This is a genomic window from Nonomuraea sp. NPDC026600 (genome assembly GCF_040638335.1).
Classification (GTDB): Bacteria; Actinomycetota; Actinomycetes; order Streptosporangiales; family Streptosporangiaceae; genus Nonomuraea.
The window spans coordinates 78,538-95,648 of the sequence record NZ_JBEZYD010000020.1 but is presented as its reverse complement, the minus strand read 5'-3'; the positions used below and the strand labels follow the sequence as shown (position 1 = coordinate 95,648).

The window sequence follows — 17,111 nt, the reverse complement described above, 5'->3', positions numbered from 1 at the left end:
CACGTTGTTGGGATAAATCCCTACATAGATGGTCCCATCTGGCAGGACGCGATCTGGCCAGCGTCAGTCGAGCGCCAGCATCCTGGTGACCTCGTCCGGGGGTGGGACCGACCGGTCGCGCGCCCACAACGGCGGCTCGGGCAGCGGGACCTCCGCCACCAGGGACGGCGGAGCCGGTTTGGGCCGGCGCGGCTCGCGCACCCCGCCCTTCCCTCCGCCCGGTTCGTCGAACGGGAAGTCGTCGTCGTCCGGGCCGTGCGGCTCGCCCGGCCCGAAGCCGGGCAGCCAGCTCAGAGCCCCACTGGTGAGAACACGGCGCCTGCGGGATCGCTTGCTCACGAAGCCTCCTTGGCCTCCTTCACCAACCGGCTCCATTGTGCGTCACCACCTTCAGGAGCGCGAGGTCTCCTGCGATGGGGGAGGATTGTGGTAAACGTGGGCATAGCGGGGCGGCAGAGGCTGTTTGGCGTACAGGTACGCCGTATTCTGCGATGATCTCGCTATAAGCGGAGTTTGAGCCTCACGGATAGTGACTGATGCCCACATTCGAGGAAATTGCTGCCTTCGTCGCCGAAAAGCCGTTCGCCACCGCGGTCATCGCGCTACTGGGCCTGGCCGGGCTGGTGCTCGCCTACCTGATACTCAGGGTCACCTGGCGGGCCGTCTCCTGGCTGGTCTCGCGCTATATCGCCCCCCGTCCCATCGAGGACGTCCTGACCGTCGTGGCCGCGTCCATCGCGACCGGTGTCTCCGCCCAGGGCATGTGGCGCTTCTCCGGTGACGTGCTCGGCCTCGACGGGCCGCTGCGGCTGCTGCTGTTCGCGTTCATCGAGGTCGCGATCATCACCTCGGCCGTACGGGCGCGCCGCAACATGCGCGAGAACTTCTCCGCCGGGATCGACGGCATCGCGGTGTGGGCGCTGACCTGCCTGACCGCCGTACTGTCCAGCATGGACGCGCGCAGCGCGCCCGAGGCCCTCTTCCGGCTCGCCGCGCCGCTGGTCGCCGCCTGGCTGTGGGAGCGCGGCATGGCCATCGAGCGCCACCGCATCAGGGGCACCGGCCGTATCAACTGGCGGCTCACCCCCGAACGCCTGCTGGTCAGGGTGGGCCTGGCCGAGGTGAGCGACCGCACCGCGAGCGAGGTCGACGCGCACCGCAGGCTCACCCGCGTCGCGCTGGCCGCCAAGCGGGCCAAGTCGCTGCGCGACGGCGGCGGGTCCGAGCGCAAGATGCGCGGCGCGCTGGCCAAGCTCGACAAGGCCATGGACCAGGCCGTCGAGCACACCGGGCTGGCCGTCGACCAGGGCCGCCAGGAGGCGCTGCTCGCCCAGATCGCCGCCCTGTACAACACCTCCGCCCTCATCGACGCCGACCCGCGCGTGCCCTGGGAGCCCGAGGCGGACCACCACCCCGTGCCCGCCCGCCCCGCCCTGCCGCCCGCGCTGGTCGAGCTCGTCCAGGACGACGACGACGACATCCAGGTCTTCGACACCACGCCGCAGGTCGTCGACACCGCCCAGCGGGCCGCGCTGATGCGCTCCGCGCGCGACTACTGGGACCGGCAGATCGCCAAGGGTATCGTGCCGCGTACGGTCGACATCGCGCAGGAGATCGGCCTCTCGCTGATCGCCGCCCGCCAGTATCGTGCCCTGTGGAAGCTGGAGCCCGAGGCGCACGCGCTCATCGAGGCTCTGTACCAGCAGCATGGCATCGTGGACACCGGCGCCTTCCCGGCCATCGCCGACGACGGGCGGATGCTGACCACGAAGTTCTAGAGCACGTTCGGGGGAGCGGTTGAGGGAGCGCACGCTCGAGCGGGTCAGGAAGCTCCTGGCCAAGGCCGAACGCACCGACAACGAGCACGAGCGGGCCACGTTCATGGCGGCGGCGGCGTCGCTCATGGCCAAGTACGGCATCGACTCCCTCGACCCCGCCGACACCCGCCAGACGCCGGGCGACCGGATCGTCACCCTGCCCAACCCCTGGGCCAGGGAGAAGGCGCGGCTGGTCAGCCTGGTCGCGCAGGCCCTGCGCTGCCGCCCCCTGCTCATCGGGCGCGACGACGGCGGGCAGCGGGTGCACGTCTTCGGCTTCGCCGCCGACCTGGAGCGGGCCGACGTGCTGGCCACCTCGCTGCTGCTGCAGATGGCCACGGGACTGGCCAGGGTACGGCCGCCCGACAACGCGATGCGCGCCTACCGGCGGTCGTGGCTGCTCGGGTTCACCGACGAGGTGTACCGGCTGCTGCGCGAGGCCGAGACGCGGGCCGAGGAACAGGCGCCCGCCGCGAGCACCGCGCTGGTCCTGGCCGATCGGCGGGCGGAGGTGGAGCGGGTGGTGGCGGCGCACTACCCGCGCATCCGGCTCACCGTGCCGCGCACCAGCGGCACCGGCTACCGCGCCGGCGTCGAAGCGGGCCGCCGCGCCGACCTGGGCCGCACCCGTGTGGACGCCCAGCCGGGCCGCGAACTGACCTGACCGCGGCCTGATCCGACCCCGACCCCAGCCCCACCCGGCCTCAGCCTCATGCCGGACGCGAGCCGGCCGGGTGTCAGCCCAGGGTGGACGAGACCAGGGAGCGGGCCTCCTCCTGGACCTCCGCCAGGTGGCCGGGCCCCTTGAAGGACTCGGCGTAGATCTTGTAGACGTCCTCGGTCCCCGACGGCCGGGCCGCGAACCAGGCGCTCTCCGTCGACACCTTCACCCCGCCCAGCGGCGCCCCGTTGCCCGGCGCCGCCGTCAGCACCGAGGTGATCGGCTCGCCGGCCAGCGACGTCGCCGTGACCTGGTCGGCCGACAGCTTGCCCAGCAGCGCCTTCTCCTCCCGTGTCGCCGGCGCGTCCACCCGGGCGTACGCCGGCTCGCCGTACCGGGAGGTGAGGTCCCGGTAGTGCTCGCTCGGCGAGCGCCCCGTGACCGCGAGGATCTCCGACGCCAGCAGCGCCATGATCACGCCGTCCTTGTCCGTCGTCCACACCGACCCGTCGCGGCGCAGGAACGACGCCCCCGCGCTCTCCTCGCCGCCGAACCCGAGCGAGCCGTCCAGCAGCCCCGGCACGAACCACTTGAAGCCCACGGGCACCTCGTAGAGCCGCCGCCCGAGCGAGTCCGCCACGCGGTCGATGACCCCGCTGCTGACCATCGTCTTGCCCACCCCGGCGCCCGCGGGCCAGCCGTCGCGGTGCGTGTAGAGGTAGGAGATCGCCACGGCCAGGTAGTGGTTGGGGTTCATCAGCCCGCCGTCGGGCGTGACGACGCCGTGCCGGTCGGCGTCGGCGTCGTTCCCGGTGGAGATCTGGTACTTGTCGCGATTGGCGATCAGCGAGGCCATGGCGTACGGCGACGAGCAGTCCATCCGGATCTTCCCGTCCCAGTCGAGCGTCATGAACCGCCACGCCGGGTCCACCAGCGGGTTGACCACGGTCAGGTCGAGCCGGTGCCGCTCGGCGATCTCCCCCCAGTAGGCCACGCTGGCCCCGCCGAGCGGGTCCGCGCCGATCCGTACGCCCGCCGACCTGATCGCGTCGAGGTCGAGAACCGAAGGCAGGTCGTCGACGTACGCGCCGACGAAGTCGTAACGCCCGGTCGTGTCCGCCCGCAGCGCCTTGGTGTACGGGATGCGCAGGATGTTCTTCATGCCCCCGGCCAGCAGGCGGTTGGCCCGGTTCTGGATCCAGGTCGTGGCGTCGGTGTCGGCCGGACCGCCGTGCGGCGGGTTGTACTTGAAGCCGCCGTCGGCCGGCGGGTTGTGCGACGGCGTGATCACCACTCCGTCCGCAAGCCCGGTGGAACGGCCCCGGTTGTAGGTGAGGATCGCGTGCGAGACGGCGGGCGTCGGCGTGTAGCCGTCACGGCTGTCGATGAGCACCCGTACCCCGTTGGCCGCGAACACCTCCAGCGCCGACACCCTCGCCGGCTCCGAGAGCGCGTGGGAGTCGATGCCGAGGAACAACGGCCCGTCGGTGCCCTGGGCGTGGCGGTACTCGCAGATCGCCTGGCTGGTCGCGAGGATGTGATCCTCGTTGAACGCCGTGTTCAGCGACGAGCCACGATGCCCGGAGGTGCCGAACGCCACCCGTTGCGCCACCTCGTCGGGATCGGGGTGGAGGGCATAGTAGGCGGTGACCAGCTTGGCGACGTCGACCAGGTCGGCGGGCTGGGCGGGTTGTCCGGCGCGTTCGTGGCTCATGGGGCCACTTTACGAGTGGCCGTATGGAGACCGTGGGCTAGACTCGCGTCAGTCACTAGAATGGAGTTCTGTTGCCATGCGTATCGGGCTGCTCCTGAATGAATCCAAGGATCCGGACCCGCTGGGCGGGCTCCGCGACACCCTCGCCCAGGCGGCCGACGACGGCTTCGCCTCCGCCTGGCTTTCGCACATCTTCGGCCTCGACGCCCTCACCGCGCTGGCCGTGGCCGGCAGTCAGGTGCCCGGCATCGAGCTCGGCACCGCCGTGGTGCCGACCTATCCACGCCACCCTCTCGCGCTCGCCCAGCAGGCCATGACGGTCAACGCGGCGGTCCGCGGGCGGCTGTCGCTGGGCATCGGCCTGTCGCACCAGATCGTCATCGAGCACATGTTCGGCTACAGCTTCGAGCGGCCCGCCAGGCACATGAAGGAGTACCTGAACATCCTGATGCCGGCCACCCGCGGCGAGCAGGTCGACAACGACGGCGAGACCCTCAGGGCCCACGCCCGGCTCACCACACCGGGAGCCGGGGTGCGGGTGCTGATCGCGGCCCTGGGCCCGCGCATGCTCAAGCTGGCCGGCACCGTCGCCGACGGCACCGTGCTCTGGATGACCGGCCCCAAGACCGTCGCCGAGCACGTCACGCCCGTCATCACCGCCGCCGCGAGCGAGGCCGGGCGGCCCGCGCCGCGCGTGGTCTGCTCACTGCCGATCTGCGTCACCGACGACGCCGACGCCGCCAGAGCCCGCGCCAACGAGGTCTTCTCCGTGTACGGCCAGTTGCCCTCCTACCGGGCCATGCTCGACCGGGAAGGCGCGGCCGGGCCGGGCGACGTGGCGATCGTCGGCGACGAGGACAGCGTGGGCGCCCAGATCGACGCGCTGGCCAAGGCCGGGGTGACGGAGTTCGTGGCCTCCGAGTTCGCCAAGCGGGAACGTACCAGGGCATTCCTCAAGACGCTTCTCTGATCGGCGCGTCGGCCGGAGGACCAGGAGGCATCCGAATAAACTCCCGCAAGGTGAAGCGCGAGCTGCATGGCATTGACGTGTCCAACTGGCAGGGATCCGTCGACTGGACCGACCACGCGGGAGCGGGCGTCAGCTTCGCCTTCGCCAAGGCCACCGAGGGCGGCGACTACACCGACCAGTACTTCGCCCGCAACTGGCAGGGCATGCGGGAGAGCTGGATCGTCTGCGGCGCCTACCACTACGCGCGTCCGAAGGGCGACGCGGCCGAGCACGCCCGCCACTTCCTGCGCGCGATCACGGCGGCGGGCGGGCTGCGCCGCGGCGACCTGGTCGCGCTCGACCTGGAGAACAACGAGGGGCTCCGGCCCGAGCAGGTCGCCCACCACGCCCGCCGCTGGTGCCGCTACGTGGAGCGGCACGGCGGCGTGCGCCCGTTCGTCTACACGTTCCAGTCATTCGCCCGCGCGGGCAACTGCACGGGCCTCGGCGACTATCCGCTGTGGATCGCCAACCCGGAGAAACCCCGCGGCGAGCCGCTGGTGCCCAGTCCCTGGCGGGACTGGACGATTCATCAGTATGCGAACAGTCCGCTCGACCGCAACGTCTTCCACGGAAGCCGGGAAGACCTGACAAGGCTGGGGTTTCACCCGCGATAGCATCGGTGTTCACCACCGACAGTGCTATCCAAGGGAGTCACCGTGTCAGCCGAGCTACGCATCACCCTCGCCGGAGCCGAGCGTGTGGTCGCGGCCGGCACGACGGCCGGTGACGCGCTGGAGGCCGACGGCCGCACCGTCATCGCCGCCAGAGTCAACGGCGAGCCCCGCGACCTGACCCACCAGGTCGCCGAGGACGACGTCGTCGAGCCGATCGAGGTCGCGAGCGACGAGGGCCGGGCCATCGTCCGCCACTCCACCGCCCACGTCATGGCGCAGGCGGTGCAGGAGCTGTTCCCCGGGGCCAGGCTCGGCATCGGGCCGCCGGTCGAGAACGGCTTCTACTACGACTTCGACGTCGAGCAGGCCTTCCACCCCGACGATCTCAAGCGCGTGGAGAAGCGCATGCGCGAGATCGTCAAGCAGGGGCAGCTGTTCTCCCGCCGGGCCGTCTCCGACGACGCGGCCCGCGAGGAGCTGGCCGGTGAGCCGTACAAACTCGAGCTCATCGGGCTCAAGGGCGGCAGTGACTCCGACGAGCACGCCAACGTCGAGGTCGGCGCCGGGCAGCTGACCATCTACGACAACCTCGACCCGAAGACCGGCGAGCTGTGCTGGAAGGACCTGTGCCGCGGCCCGCACGTGCCCTCCACCAGGTCCATCCCGGCGTTCAAGCTGATGCGCTCCGGCGGCGCCTACTGGCGCGGCAGCGAGAAGAACCCGCAGCTCCAGCGCATCTACGGCACCGCTTGGGAGTCGCGCGACAAGCAGGACGCCTACCTCAAGCTCCTCGAAGAGGCCGAAAAGCGCGACCATCGCAAGCTGGGCGTGGAGCTCGACCTGTTCAGCTTCCCGCCGGAGCTGGGCAGCGGCCTGCCGATCTTCCATCCCAAGGGCGGGATCATCCGCAAGGAGATGGAAGACTACATGCGCAGGCGGCAGGCCGAGGCGGGCTACGAGTTCGTCAACACCCCGCACATCACCAAGTCGTCGCTGTTCGAGACCTCGGGCCACCTGCCCTGGTATGCCGACGACATGTTCCCGGCCTTCGAGCTGGAGGGCATCGAATACCGCGTCAAGCCGATGAACTGCCCGATGCACAACCTGATCTTCAGGGCGCGCGGGCGGTCCTATCGGGAGCTGCCGCTGCGGCTGTGCGAGTTCGGCTCGGTCTACCGCTACGAGAAGTCGGGCGTGGTCCACGGGCTGACGCGGGTGCGCGGCATGACGCAGGACGACGCGCACATCTACACCACCAGAGAGCAGATGGCCGACGAGATCAAGTCGCTGCTGAGGTTCGTGCTCAGCGTGCTGCGTGATTTCGGCCTGGTCGACTTCTACCTGGAGCTGTCCACCCGCGACGACTCCGACAAGTTCATCGGCGACCCCGCCGAGTGGGAGGAGGCGACGCAGGCGCTGCGCCAGGTCGCCACCGAGTCCGGGCTGGAGCTGGTGGACGACCCGGGCGGCGCGGCCTTCTACGGGCCGAAGATCTCCGTTCAGGCCAAGGACGCCATCGGCCGCACCTGGCAGTTGTCCACGATCCAGCTCGACCTCAACCAGCCCAAGCGCTTCGGTCTCGAATACCAGGCGGCCGACGGCAGCCGGCAGACCCCCGTCATGATCCACCGCGCGCTGTTCGGCTCCGTCGAGCGCTTCCTCGGCGTGCTGACCGAGCACTACGCGGGCGCTTTCCCCGCCTGGCTGGCTCCGGTGCAGGTGGTCGGCATCCCGATCGCCGATGCCCATGTGGCCTACCTGCAAGATGTCGCCAAGAAGCTGCGTGAGCGTGGGATCCGGGTCGAGGTCGACGCGGCCGACGACCGCATGCAGAAGAAGATCCGCAACGCGCAGAAGTCGAAGGTCCCCTACATGCTGCTCGCGGGCGACGACGACCTCGCCAACGGCGCGGTGTCCTTCCGCTACCGCAGCGGCGAGCAGAAGAACGGCATCCCGGTGGACGAGGCGATCGCTGAGATCGTCAACGCCGTGGAGCGCCGCGTTCAGGTCTGATTTTCGGCGGGCACTTTGAAGGGGCACTTTGAAGGGGTACGGCGGGTCTCCGCCGTACCCCTTCGTTTGTGCTTTTTCGGCGACGTTATTCGCCGTTATCGCGCACGCTTTGTTCGGGTGCGCTTTCGCGCTATATCGCGTTACTTGGCTAGAGGCTGGCCCTGCTTGTCGGTGAACTTCCCGATGAGGATCATGATGAAGTCGATCAGCACCCAGACGCCCAGCCCGCCGAGGGTGATGAGCTGGAGGATGCCGGTGCCGATCTTGCCGACGTAGAAGCGGTGGACGCCGAGCGCGCCGAGGAAGAAGCAGAGCAAGACGGCAACGATCCATGACTTGGCCATGAAACGATCCTTTCGATTGGGGAGTTGGGCCGGGAGTTTTTGGCATGGTGCACCCGGTCGGTTTTTCATCCACGGGGGTGATCACCGTGGAGCCGCAACGGTAGCAATGGGAACCATATGCCACCAGCGTTTCAGCACTTTGTCAACCGACGTACGATATATACGAAATATCCCTCATCAATGGAAATATCCGCTATAGCGTAAATGGCGAGAGGAATCTCCAGTTAACCGGGCTGCCGCTGCATGGCGACCTGCCTCGGATATGTGGTTACGGGCTCCCGGAGGGCGGCGGTTGCCGGGCGGTAGGGATGCCGTGGGATTGCGGTACGCTGACCCCACTCTGAAGATCACGCTTCCCAGAGAGATGCCGCAGAGCGGAAGCAAGGCCCGCACATCGCGTGTGAGGACCCGGAGGGGCGGTGCGACTGTTCGCATGCCCTTTCGAAGGAGTGTTCTCCCGATGAACGTAGGTCTCGGCCTTCCCATCAACGACCCCGCGAAGCTGCTGACCTGGGCCCGCCGCGCCGACGCCGGCCCCTTCAGCACGCTCGGCCTGCTCGACCGGCTCGTCTACGACAACCCCGAGCCGCTGGTCACCCTCGCCGTCCTGGCCGGCGCCACCTCGCGCGTCCGCGTCCAGACCGAGGTACTGATCGCGCCCCTCCACAACACCGCGATCCTGGCCAAGCAGGCCGCCACACTCGACCGCCTGTCCGGCGGCCGGTTCACGCTCGGCATCGGCACGGCCGGGCGAGAGGACGACTACCTGGCGGCCGGCGCCGACGTCCGCCGACGGGGGCGCCGCCTGGATGAGCAGCTCGCCCTCCTGCGACGCGCCTGGTCCGGCGAGCCGTACGGCGTCGGCGGCGACGGCGGCGGCGACGGCGACCGCGTTGGCCCGATCGGCCCCGCGCCCGCCCGGCCAGGCGGCCCTGAGGTGCTGTTCGGCGGCTTCGTCCCGGCCGTGTTCGAGCGTGTCGCCCGGTGGGGTGACGGCTTCCTCGGCGCGGGCCTGGGGCCCGAGTGGATGGACACGGCCTTCCGCGACGTGGAACAGCGCTGGGCGCTCGCCGGCCGCGAGGGTCGTCCCCGGCTGGTCGCCCAGGTCAACGTCGCCCTCGGCCCGGACGCGGTGCTGGCGGAGGCCCGGGAGGAGATGGGCGGCTACTACGCGTTCACCGGCCGCGCCGAGCACATGCTGGACGGCCTGCTCACCACGCCCGCCCGGATCCGGGAGGCCGTCACGGCGTTCACCGGCATCGGCGCCGACGAGGTGATGCTCTACTGCTGGGCGTCTGACCCGGACCAGATCCACCGTCTGGCCGACACCCTGCCCTGACCCATCCCAGCGACACCCTGCCACCACCCTCGGGGCCGATTCTCCGACGCCGAGGGCGGTCGGCCCGTTGCCCCGCCGTCCCGGCCCGCCCGGTGCTCGGACCCCCGGCCTCGGGTCGGTGCTCTGGTGTCGCGTCCGGGGCTCGGGGGCTTGTGCGGATTCCCTCTCCGGCTCAGAAGGGGTCTGGTTCCGGGGGGTCGGCGGTGGGTTTGGGCTCGCCCGGGAGGCGGACGTCGTCGACCGTGACGTTCACCTCGGTTACCCGCAGGCCGAGCATGCGGCTGACGCTGCGGGCCACGTTGGTCTTGACGGCGGTGGCGACCTCCATCACCACGTGGCCGTACTCGACCACGATCGTCAGGCTCACCGCCACCTGACGGTCCTGGATCTGGGCGTTGATGCCCTGGTTGCCGCGACGGGAGCCGATGCCGACGCGGTCGCGGACCGACTCGAAGGCCCGGGCGAGGTCGCCGCCCAGGTCCGCCACGCCCGGCACCTCCATCACCGCGAGGAAAGCCACCTTCTCCACCACCTCGTCCGCGACCTTGATCCGCCCCTTCACCACGGCTGCGGTGGCAGACGGCTGCTCCCCGGCGTACGCCGACGCGGCCACCTCTCCGTACGGAGCAGCACCGGAGTAGGGGGCGGCACCGGTGTACGGCGAGGCGCCGTATCCGCCGACTGCGGACGCAGCGGTACCAGATCCAGAGGACCCAAGCCCAGAGGACCCAAGCCCAGCGGTGCCAGGCCCAGAGGGCCCAGAGCCAGCCGCTCCAGAACCAACGGCACCAGACGCATGGGGCCCAGGGTCAGAGAGGCCAGATCCAGTAGGCCCAGATCCAGTGGGCCCAGAGCTTGCGGCTCCAGATGCATGGGGCCCAGGGTCGGAGAGGCCAAGTCCGGTGGGCCCAGGTCCGGTGAGGTCAGGTCCGAAGGCGGGGCCGGATCTGGCGGCCTCAGATCCGGCGGAGCCAGATCTGGCAACCCCATAGCCAGCGGGACCAGATTCGGTGGTGCCGGTTCCAGAGAGGCCGGTTCCAGCGGCGCCAGTCGCAGAGAGGCCAGCTCCGTTGGGGTTGGGCTCTACGGTGCTGGCGCCGCTGGAGTCGGCGCTGACACCGCGAACCCCGCGGCCAGAGCGACCAGAGCCGATGGCGCGGACCGGGTCGACGCCATACGTGTCGGTGCCTCGTCCTGGGGTGTCGGTCTCGGTGTCGCTGTATCCCGTGGCACCGGTCCCGGCAGCACCGGTCCCGGCAGCACCGGTCCCGGCAGCACCGGTCCCGGCAGCACCGGTCCCGGTGTCGCCGTATCTCGTCTCGCCGTATCCCGTGGTGCCGGATCCTGCGGCGCTGTATCCCGTGGAGTTGGTTTCTGTGGCGCTGTATCCCGTGGTGCTGGATTCTGTGGTGCCCGGTGTGGTGGTGTCGTCGGCTAACGCGTCGGTCATCGCGGCCTCCTCTGAGCGGTGTTCAGCGCGATCTGTCGTGGAACCCCGGGCGTCCACGCTACGGGAGGAAACGGCAGTGTGAGAGGCCGGTCAAGGGCTGAGCGGTGCGGTGACGGCGACTTTCGGGGAGCGGCTCAGTCTGGGCGTTTCTGATTCTCGAGGTATTCCTTGATGATGGACAGCGGTGCGCAGCCGCACGAGGCTGCGAAGTGCGAGGGTGGCAGACGTGGGCACCCCGCAGGTATGCGCGGATGTGGTCGGGATATTGCTGTCGTGATCTTCGGGCGGACACGCTCTTGAAGGAGCCAACCAGCCGTGCCAGGGAGACTTGTGGGGGATGGTGCACCAGCAGGTGCACGTGATCACGCTCGCCGTTGAATCGCCCGGCTCGCTCTCGAAGTCGGTGCGGACAACCCGCATGATTTCTGCGCACCGCGTGAGGGTTTGGTCGGTGGGCGGTCGGCGCCGGTACTGGGGTGTGCAGACCACGTGTGCGTGGAGGGTGTGGACGACCGTAGGGCCTCTGCGAATGTCGGGGTTCGCACGCGTGGCCACGTAGAGTAACGCTACGATCTTGCCTGTGAAGATCGTCGTACGGGTGAAGCTGATGCCGCAGGCCGATCAGGCCGCCGCGCTGTCGGCGACCCTGCGTGCGGTCAACGACGCCGCGAACTGGGTGTCGGCCGTGGCGTTCGAGCATGGCGTGCCGCGTGAGTATGAGCTGCGCAAGTACACCTACGCCGAGTTGAAGGGGCGGGGGCTGGGGGCGCAGGCCGCTCAGCACACCATCAAGAGGGTCCGCGACGCCTACACCACGTTGCAGGCGAACATCCGTGCTGGCAACCTCGGCGAGAAGGGCTCCAAGCGTCGGACCAAAGCCGAGTCCAAGCCGGTCACCTTCCGCCCCGAGGCGGCGCACCCGTTTGACGACCGGTGTCTGAGCTGGCAGTACGACGCTCAGACGGTCAGTATCTGGACCACCGCCGGGCGTATCAAGAACATCCGCTTCGCCTGTTCCGCCGACGCGCTCAAGACGCTGCGTGAATACCGCAGGGGCGAGTCGATCTGATCGAACGCGACGGCGTGTTCTACTTGATCGCCGTGTGCGAGGTGCCCGAAGCCCCGCTCAACGAGCAGCCCGCCGGCTGGCTCGGCGTGGACCTGGGCATCGTCAACATCGCCACCGTGGACGGCATGACCCGGTTCACCGGACGCGGCCTGAACCGGCACCGCAAGCGGCAACTCGAACTTCGCCGCAAGCTCCAGGCCAAGGCCACCCAGTCCGCGAGGCGGCGGCTCAAGCACCGCCGTCGCAAAGAGCAGCGGCACGCCGCGAACGTCAACCACATCATCTCGAAGAAGATCGTGACCGAGGCCGCACGCACCTGTTCCGGTATCGCTCTGGAAGACCTGGGCGGAATTCGGGACAGGGTACGGCTCCGCAAGCCCCAACGGGTCACGCTCCATTCCTGGGCTTTCCGCCAGCTCGGGACCTTCCTCGCGTACAAGGCGCGGCGGGCCGGTGTCCCGCTGGTGTACGTCGATCCGGCGTACACCAGTCAGGAATGTGCCGAGTGCCACCACATCGACAAGAACAATCGGGTCAGCCAGGCTCTGTTCATCTGCCGGAACTGCGGGGTCGTTGCCCACGCCGACCGCAATGCCTCCCGCAACATCGCCGCACGCGGCGAGGTTGCGTGGATTGCGGGGCGTGAGTCACGCGTCCCAGCCACCCCGTAGGTGGTCTGGACGGAGGAGGCCACACCACAGCCAGTGGTGCCCTACCTCCAAGCCCGGTCCTTCAGAGCCGGGTCAAGTTGACGATTGTGCCGGAAGCCCGTGCCGTTTGTCCCCGGACCTGGGGCCCTATGCTGCTAGATATGCACGATCAGGCAGGGGCCGGGGCACCCGATAACTTCCAGCGTCTGTGGACTCCGCATCGCATGGCCTACATCAAGGGCGAGGGCAAGCCGACCGGGACGGGCGCCGACGACGGGTGTCCGTTTGACGCCATTCCCAAGATGAGCGACGAGGACGGGCTGGTCGTGGCCAGGGGCGAGGTCGTGTACGCGGTGCTCAACCTCTACCCCTACAACTCCGGCCACCTCATGATCGTGCCTTACCGGCACGTACCGGACTATGACTGTCTCGACGGCGCGGAGCTGCTGGAGCTGGCGGAGTTCACGCAGCGGGCGGTGCGGGCGCTGCGCAAGGCGAGCGGCGCCCAGGGGTTCAACGTCGGCATGAACCTTGGCCAGGTCGCGGGCGCGGGCATCGCCGCGCACCTGCATCAGCATGTGGTGCCGAGGTGGGGCGGCGATACCAACTTCATGCCGGTCGTCGCGCAGACCAAGGTGTTGCCGCAGCTACTTCGTGACACCCGCGAGCTGCTCGCCGACGCGTGGGACTGACGGCCTCGGCAGCGCGCCGATGCCCGCCGACAACAGCAGCGGGATCGCCAGGGCCAGGGCCATCGAGAGCACGGCCGCGCCCGAGTCGTTGACCAGCATGCCGATGACGCCGCTGACGAGTGTGCCGATCAGGCCGGCGCGCAGCGCGGGGGAGTAGGTGAAGGCGGCGGGCACCACTCCGGCGGAGGCCTGTTCGGGGCGCAGGATCGCGTAGACGAGGAACGCGACGGCGGCGATCACGATCGGCATCAGGTTGGGGCTGAGCAGCGTGTGGAGCATGGCGTTGAGCTTGCGCAGGATGACGTCGAACGCCTCGCCGGTGAGCACCTGACCGACGAACCGGCCCAGGTGGGTCTGCTTGTCGGGCGGCTGCAGGTAGTTGACGACCGCGAACGTCATCACGATCACCGCCCCCGCCACGCAGAACGCCCCCAGCTTGACGATCGACACCCGCTTGCCCGCCAGGATCAGCGCGGTCACCGCGATGCCCGGCACGAACGCGATGACGCCGCCGAAGTCGCTGCCCATGCCCGAGCCGCCGAGCACCATCGCGAACGCCCCCAGCACCGCCACCGCCGCCACTCCCACCTTGCCCGGGAAGCGGTGGGCGATGGTCGTGGTGGCCAGCAGCGTGCCGGTGGCCAGCAGCGCGAACGGGATGTTGCCCAGGCCGTAGTAGCGGGCGCCCACCTCGGCGCTGTAGCCCATGATGCTGTTGAGCTGCAGGGTCGTGCCGGTCAGCAGGTCACCGGCGAGGGTGAGCGCGGTGATGCCCGCCACGATCGCGAGCGGGCCGAGCGGTGCGCGCCGCCACGGCCCCGCGCAGGCCAGGAGGGTGATGGCCGCCACCCAGCCGAGTACGCCGCCGATCAGGCCCGGCAGGGTGGACCACGGCAGCAGGTTGACCAGGTAGCTGGAGACGGGCAGCGCCGCCAGGGCGACCGCCGCCAGGCGTACCCCGGGCAGGCCCTTGCGGCGGCGCAGCAGCAGGAACGCGATCAGGTAGAACAGGACCTGCAGCACGGCGATGACGGTGAAATAGATGCCCTTGACCGAGCGGATCGTCTGGGCGGTGGCGTCGGCGCGGCGCAGCCGGTCGATCGTCGCGCCCTGCGCTCCCACCTGGAGCGGCACGCCCACGACCGTGCTGGGCACCGGAACGCCCGCCGTGGTCAGCGCGGTGGCGGTCAGGTCGGGCAGGATCGAGATGTCGTCGCGGTGCGTGGAGGCGGCCCCGAGCAGGTGGCCCTGGGCGCCCGGCTGGCGCAGCATCGCGACCCGCAGGTGCGGCACGGAGCCGTGGTCCGACAGGCCGGCCAGGATGACGGTCGCGTCGGCGGGCAGGGCCGACAGCAGCGCGCCCGTCTTCGCGTCGGCCTGCCGCAGCGCGTCGCGGCGCTCGCGCGCGCCGAGCTGGTCGGGTACGCGCGGCAGCGTGCCGGTGGCCAGGTAGGGGCGGATCAGGTCGTCGACCTCCACCGCCACCACCCGGCATCGCGCCAGGTCGGCGGCCGGGACCTGATCGGCGGAGGCGAGGTAGCGGGACACGGCGCCGTTGCGGTCGGCCAGCGCCAGCGCGGCGCCGGGGCCGACCGCGACCGAGCACTGGCCGGCGGCCTTCAGCGCCTCGCCGAGCGTGCCCGCGTTGCGCTGGCCCGCCACGTCGATGAGGTAGCGGTAGTCGGGGATGACGGCGCCGTCGCCGCGCGCCTCCGGCGTCGGGGGCGCGCCGCAGCTGTAGCCGGCCGCCGACCTGGTGCCCGCCGACACGGTGAGCCACCCGTCGTAGGGGCAGGTCAGGCCGCCGACCGTGCGTACGGACAGAGACCCGATCGCGCTGGCACCGGCGAGCCGCCACAGGTTGGGCGTGTCGTTGGGAGTGATGTCGTTCCAGTGGAGCCCGGGAACGCCGATGAGCGCTACCCGCCCGCCACCGACCTCGGCCTGCCCCGCCTGGGCGAACCCCCCTACCAGTAGGAGAGTCGCCAACACGACCAGCACGCGCCTCACGGGAATGTCCCCCTACGATCTACGGCTACCGTCCGCAGCATCGTCTCACCTCGCCGTGGGTGGCGAGACCGTTCGGCACCAGCCTCTCAGGCCGGGGAGACCGTCACCTTGGCGGGCTCGCTCTCGTTCTGGAGGCGGTCGAGGGAGGTCACCAGATAGGTGCCCGGGGTCTTCGTGGTGAACGTGGGTGATGTGACGATGGCCACGAGATTGCGGGCGTCGGTGGACCGGCAGTCCTGGCCCGACTTCGGGACCTGGTAGACCGCGTACGAGCGGGCGCCCTGGCTCGCGTTCCACGAGACGACGCCGCCGGCCGCCTTGGCCCCGGCGGGTTTGGCCGGGGCGACGCCGCCGCGGTCCTTGATGAGCGGCAGCAGCGCCGGGCGGCTGTAGTGGTCCTTGGCCAGGCGGTCGATGGCGCTCAGCGGGTTGCTCAGCAGTTGGGCGGCGCTGAAGAAGACATCGCCGTCGATCCGCTCGTAGTCGCGGTTGAACGTCAGATGGGCGGCCAGCTCGCCCGGCTTGGTCCAGGCCTTGTCGTCCGTGGTGCCCACCCGGTAGAGGGCCTGGCCGATGTAGAGGTCGACGCCGGTGCCCTTGACCTCGTTGTTCCACCAGGGCACCAGGGCCCGGTAGTCGGCCAGCCGGAAGCCGCGCGACCAGTAGAGCTGCGGCATGATGTAGTCGACCGTGCCCGACTTGATCCAGTGCCGCGCATCCGCATAAATCGCGTCATAGGCCGACATGCCGGAGGTGCTGGAGCCCGTCGGGTCGTCCGACTTGTTGCGCCAGATGCCGAACGGGCTCACCCCGAACTTGACGTGATTTTTAACCGCGTGAACGGCCACGTCGACCTGGGCGATCAGCTTGTTGACGTTGTCGCGCCGCCAGTCGGCCAGCTTCGCGCCGTCGCCGTACTTTGTAAAGGCGGCCGCGTCGTTGAACGCGCCGCCCCCGCCCGGATACGGGTAGAAGTAGTCGTCGAAGTGCACCCCGTCGATGTCGTAACGCCGCACCACATCGGTGACGACCTTGGTGACGTGCTCGCGGACCTGCGGCAGGCCGGGGTTGTAGTAGAGGCGGCCGTCGTACTTGACGGTCCAGCCGGGGTGCTGGCGGGCCGGGTGGCCGGCGGGCAGCTTGGCCGTGTCGGCGTCATAGGCGGCGCGATAGGGGTTGAACCAGGCGTGGAACTCCAGGCCGCGCTTGTGGGCCTCGTCGATGAGGAACGGCAGCGGGTCCCAGCCCGGGTCCTTGCCGGCCGTGCCGGTCAGATACTGCGTCCACGGCTCGATCGAGGACTTGTAGAGCGCGTCGGAGGCCGGCCGTACCTGCACGAAGACCGCGTTGAAGCGGCGCTTGACGGCCGCGTCGAGCAGCTTGACGTACTCGGCCTGCTGCTTGGCCACCGGAAGGCCGGTGCGCGAGGGCCAGTCGATGTTCTTGACCGTGGCGATCCAGACGCCGCGCAACTGGCGCTTGGGGTAGCGGGCATCGGCGGTGCAGGCGGTCTTCACCTGCGCGGAGCTCGCCGTCTTCGTAGCGGACTCGCCGGTCGAGGCGGTCGCCGCGGGCGTCTCCTTGGCTCCCGGGCCGAAGAGGTAGGCGGCGCCGGCTGTGACGGTGGCGAGGGCGGCAGCGGCGATGAGAGGGCGTCCGGTTCGCATGATGCTTCAGTCTTACATTGGCTCTGACGTGCTTAGGTCGAAAAAAAGAAATCGATTCG

16 protein-coding genes are annotated in these 17,111 nt (G+C 69.6%); 9 read left to right on the top strand and 7 right to left on the bottom strand.

The genetic code is table 11. From position 1 onward, the window contains the following. Positions 1-63 precede the first annotated feature (63 nt). Positions 64-339 carry a hypothetical protein gene (locus AB0F17_RS37060; RefSeq protein WP_358032544.1) on the bottom strand — a complete coding sequence of 92 codons (276 nt, stop codon included), beginning with the start codon at positions 337-339 and terminating at the stop codon, positions 64-66. Between the two features lie 197 nt (positions 340-536). Here AB0F17_RS37060 and AB0F17_RS37055 point away from each other — a divergent pair, with 197 nt between their 5' ends. Both AB0F17_RS37055 and AB0F17_RS37050 read left to right on the top strand, forming a co-directional pair. Continuing rightward, the gene (locus AB0F17_RS37055) at positions 537-1,778 is read left to right on the top strand and encodes a hypothetical protein (RefSeq protein WP_358032541.1); all 1,242 of its coding nucleotides are present in this window, start codon (positions 537-539) and stop codon (positions 1,776-1,778) included. 19 nt (positions 1,779-1,797) lie between these two features. Next, positions 1,798-2,481 carry a DUF2786 domain-containing protein gene (locus AB0F17_RS37050; RefSeq protein ID WP_358032538.1) on the top strand — a complete coding sequence of 228 codons (684 nt, stop codon included), beginning with the start codon at positions 1,798-1,800 and terminating at the stop codon, positions 2,479-2,481. A 73-nt stretch (positions 2,482-2,554) separates the two neighbouring features. Here AB0F17_RS37050 and pgm read toward each other — a convergent pair whose 3' ends face one another. Then, on the bottom strand, positions 2,555-4,192 hold the full coding sequence (gene pgm, locus AB0F17_RS37045; protein ID WP_358032535.1) for a phosphoglucomutase (alpha-D-glucose-1,6-bisphosphate-dependent): 1,638 nt from the start codon (positions 4,190-4,192) through the stop codon (positions 2,555-2,557). A gap of 76 nt (positions 4,193-4,268) precedes the next feature. Here pgm and AB0F17_RS37040 point away from each other — a divergent pair, with 76 nt between their 5' ends. Genes AB0F17_RS37040 through thrS form a run of 3 tightly spaced genes read left to right on the top strand, consistent with a single transcriptional unit; the run spans position 4,269 to position 7,831 of the window. Next, entirely contained in the window at positions 4,269-5,162 is an 894-nt protein-coding gene (locus AB0F17_RS37040) for an LLM class F420-dependent oxidoreductase (RefSeq protein ID WP_358032531.1), read from the top strand. Between the two features lie 50 nt (positions 5,163-5,212). After that, positions 5,213-5,818 (top strand): glycoside hydrolase family 25 protein, encoded by a 606-nt coding sequence (locus AB0F17_RS37035; protein WP_358032528.1) that lies wholly within the window; start codon positions 5,213-5,215, stop codon positions 5,816-5,818. 21 nt (positions 5,819-5,839) lie between these two features. Beyond that, positions 5,840-7,831 (top strand): threonine--tRNA ligase, encoded by a 1,992-nt coding sequence (thrS, locus tag AB0F17_RS37030; RefSeq protein WP_358032525.1) that lies wholly within the window; start codon positions 5,840-5,842, stop codon positions 7,829-7,831. 140 nt (positions 7,832-7,971) lie between these two features. On the opposite strand, the gene AB0F17_RS37025 is transcribed toward thrS, so the two are convergent. Then, positions 7,972-8,175, bottom strand: a complete 204-nt coding sequence (locus tag AB0F17_RS37025; protein ID WP_138664761.1) for a TM2 domain-containing protein — start codon at positions 8,173-8,175, stop codon at positions 7,972-7,974. A gap of 460 nt (positions 8,176-8,635) precedes the next feature. Here AB0F17_RS37025 and AB0F17_RS37020 point away from each other — a divergent pair, with 460 nt between their 5' ends. Then, positions 8,636-9,514 (top strand): LLM class flavin-dependent oxidoreductase, encoded by an 879-nt coding sequence (locus AB0F17_RS37020; protein ID WP_358032522.1) that lies wholly within the window; start codon positions 8,636-8,638, stop codon positions 9,512-9,514. A gap of 172 nt (positions 9,515-9,686) precedes the next feature. On the opposite strand, the gene AB0F17_RS37015 is transcribed toward AB0F17_RS37020, so the two are convergent. Together AB0F17_RS37015 and AB0F17_RS37010 are read right to left on the bottom strand one after the other, a co-directional pair. Then, a complete protein-coding gene (locus tag AB0F17_RS37015; protein WP_358032520.1) occupies positions 9,687-10,127 on the bottom strand; it encodes an Asp23/Gls24 family envelope stress response protein in 441 nt (146 codons plus the stop codon). An 895-nt stretch (positions 10,128-11,022) separates the two neighbouring features. After that, complete coding sequence (locus tag AB0F17_RS37010) at positions 11,023-11,664, bottom strand: transposase (RefSeq protein WP_358032518.1); 642 nt, start codon at positions 11,662-11,664, stop codon at positions 11,023-11,025. Between AB0F17_RS37010 and AB0F17_RS37005 the strand changes: the two genes are divergently transcribed. The 3 genes from AB0F17_RS37005 to AB0F17_RS36995 all read left to right on the top strand — a co-directional run bounded on the left by AB0F17_RS37005 (position 11,545) and on the right by AB0F17_RS36995 (position 13,375). Continuing rightward, positions 11,545-12,033 carry a hypothetical protein gene (locus AB0F17_RS37005; protein WP_358032799.1) on the top strand — a complete coding sequence of 163 codons (489 nt, stop codon included), beginning with the start codon at positions 11,545-11,547 and terminating at the stop codon, positions 12,031-12,033. The two genes, AB0F17_RS37010 and AB0F17_RS37005, sit on opposite strands and share 120 nt — an antisense overlap. Positions 12,034-12,047: 14 nt before the next feature. Further along, positions 12,048-12,704, top strand: a complete 657-nt coding sequence (locus AB0F17_RS37000; protein WP_358032515.1) for a transposase — start codon at positions 12,048-12,050, stop codon at positions 12,702-12,704. 140 nt (positions 12,705-12,844) lie between these two features. Continuing rightward, positions 12,845-13,375, top strand: a complete 531-nt coding sequence (locus AB0F17_RS36995) for an HIT domain-containing protein (protein WP_284735149.1) — start codon at positions 12,845-12,847, stop codon at positions 13,373-13,375. Here the strand turns inward: AB0F17_RS36995 and AB0F17_RS36990 are convergent. Both AB0F17_RS36990 and AB0F17_RS36985 read right to left on the bottom strand, forming a co-directional pair. Beyond that, positions 13,331-15,376, bottom strand: coding sequence for a hypothetical protein (locus AB0F17_RS36990; protein ID WP_358032511.1), 2,046 nt, complete (start codon positions 15,374-15,376; stop codon positions 13,331-13,333). The two genes, AB0F17_RS36995 and AB0F17_RS36990, sit on opposite strands and share 45 nt — an antisense overlap. 95 nt (positions 15,377-15,471) lie before the next feature. Continuing rightward, entirely contained in the window at positions 15,472-17,052 is a 1,581-nt protein-coding gene (locus tag AB0F17_RS36985) for a family 10 glycosylhydrolase (RefSeq protein ID WP_358032508.1), read from the bottom strand. Between the last annotated feature and the right edge of the window lie 59 nt (positions 17,053-17,111).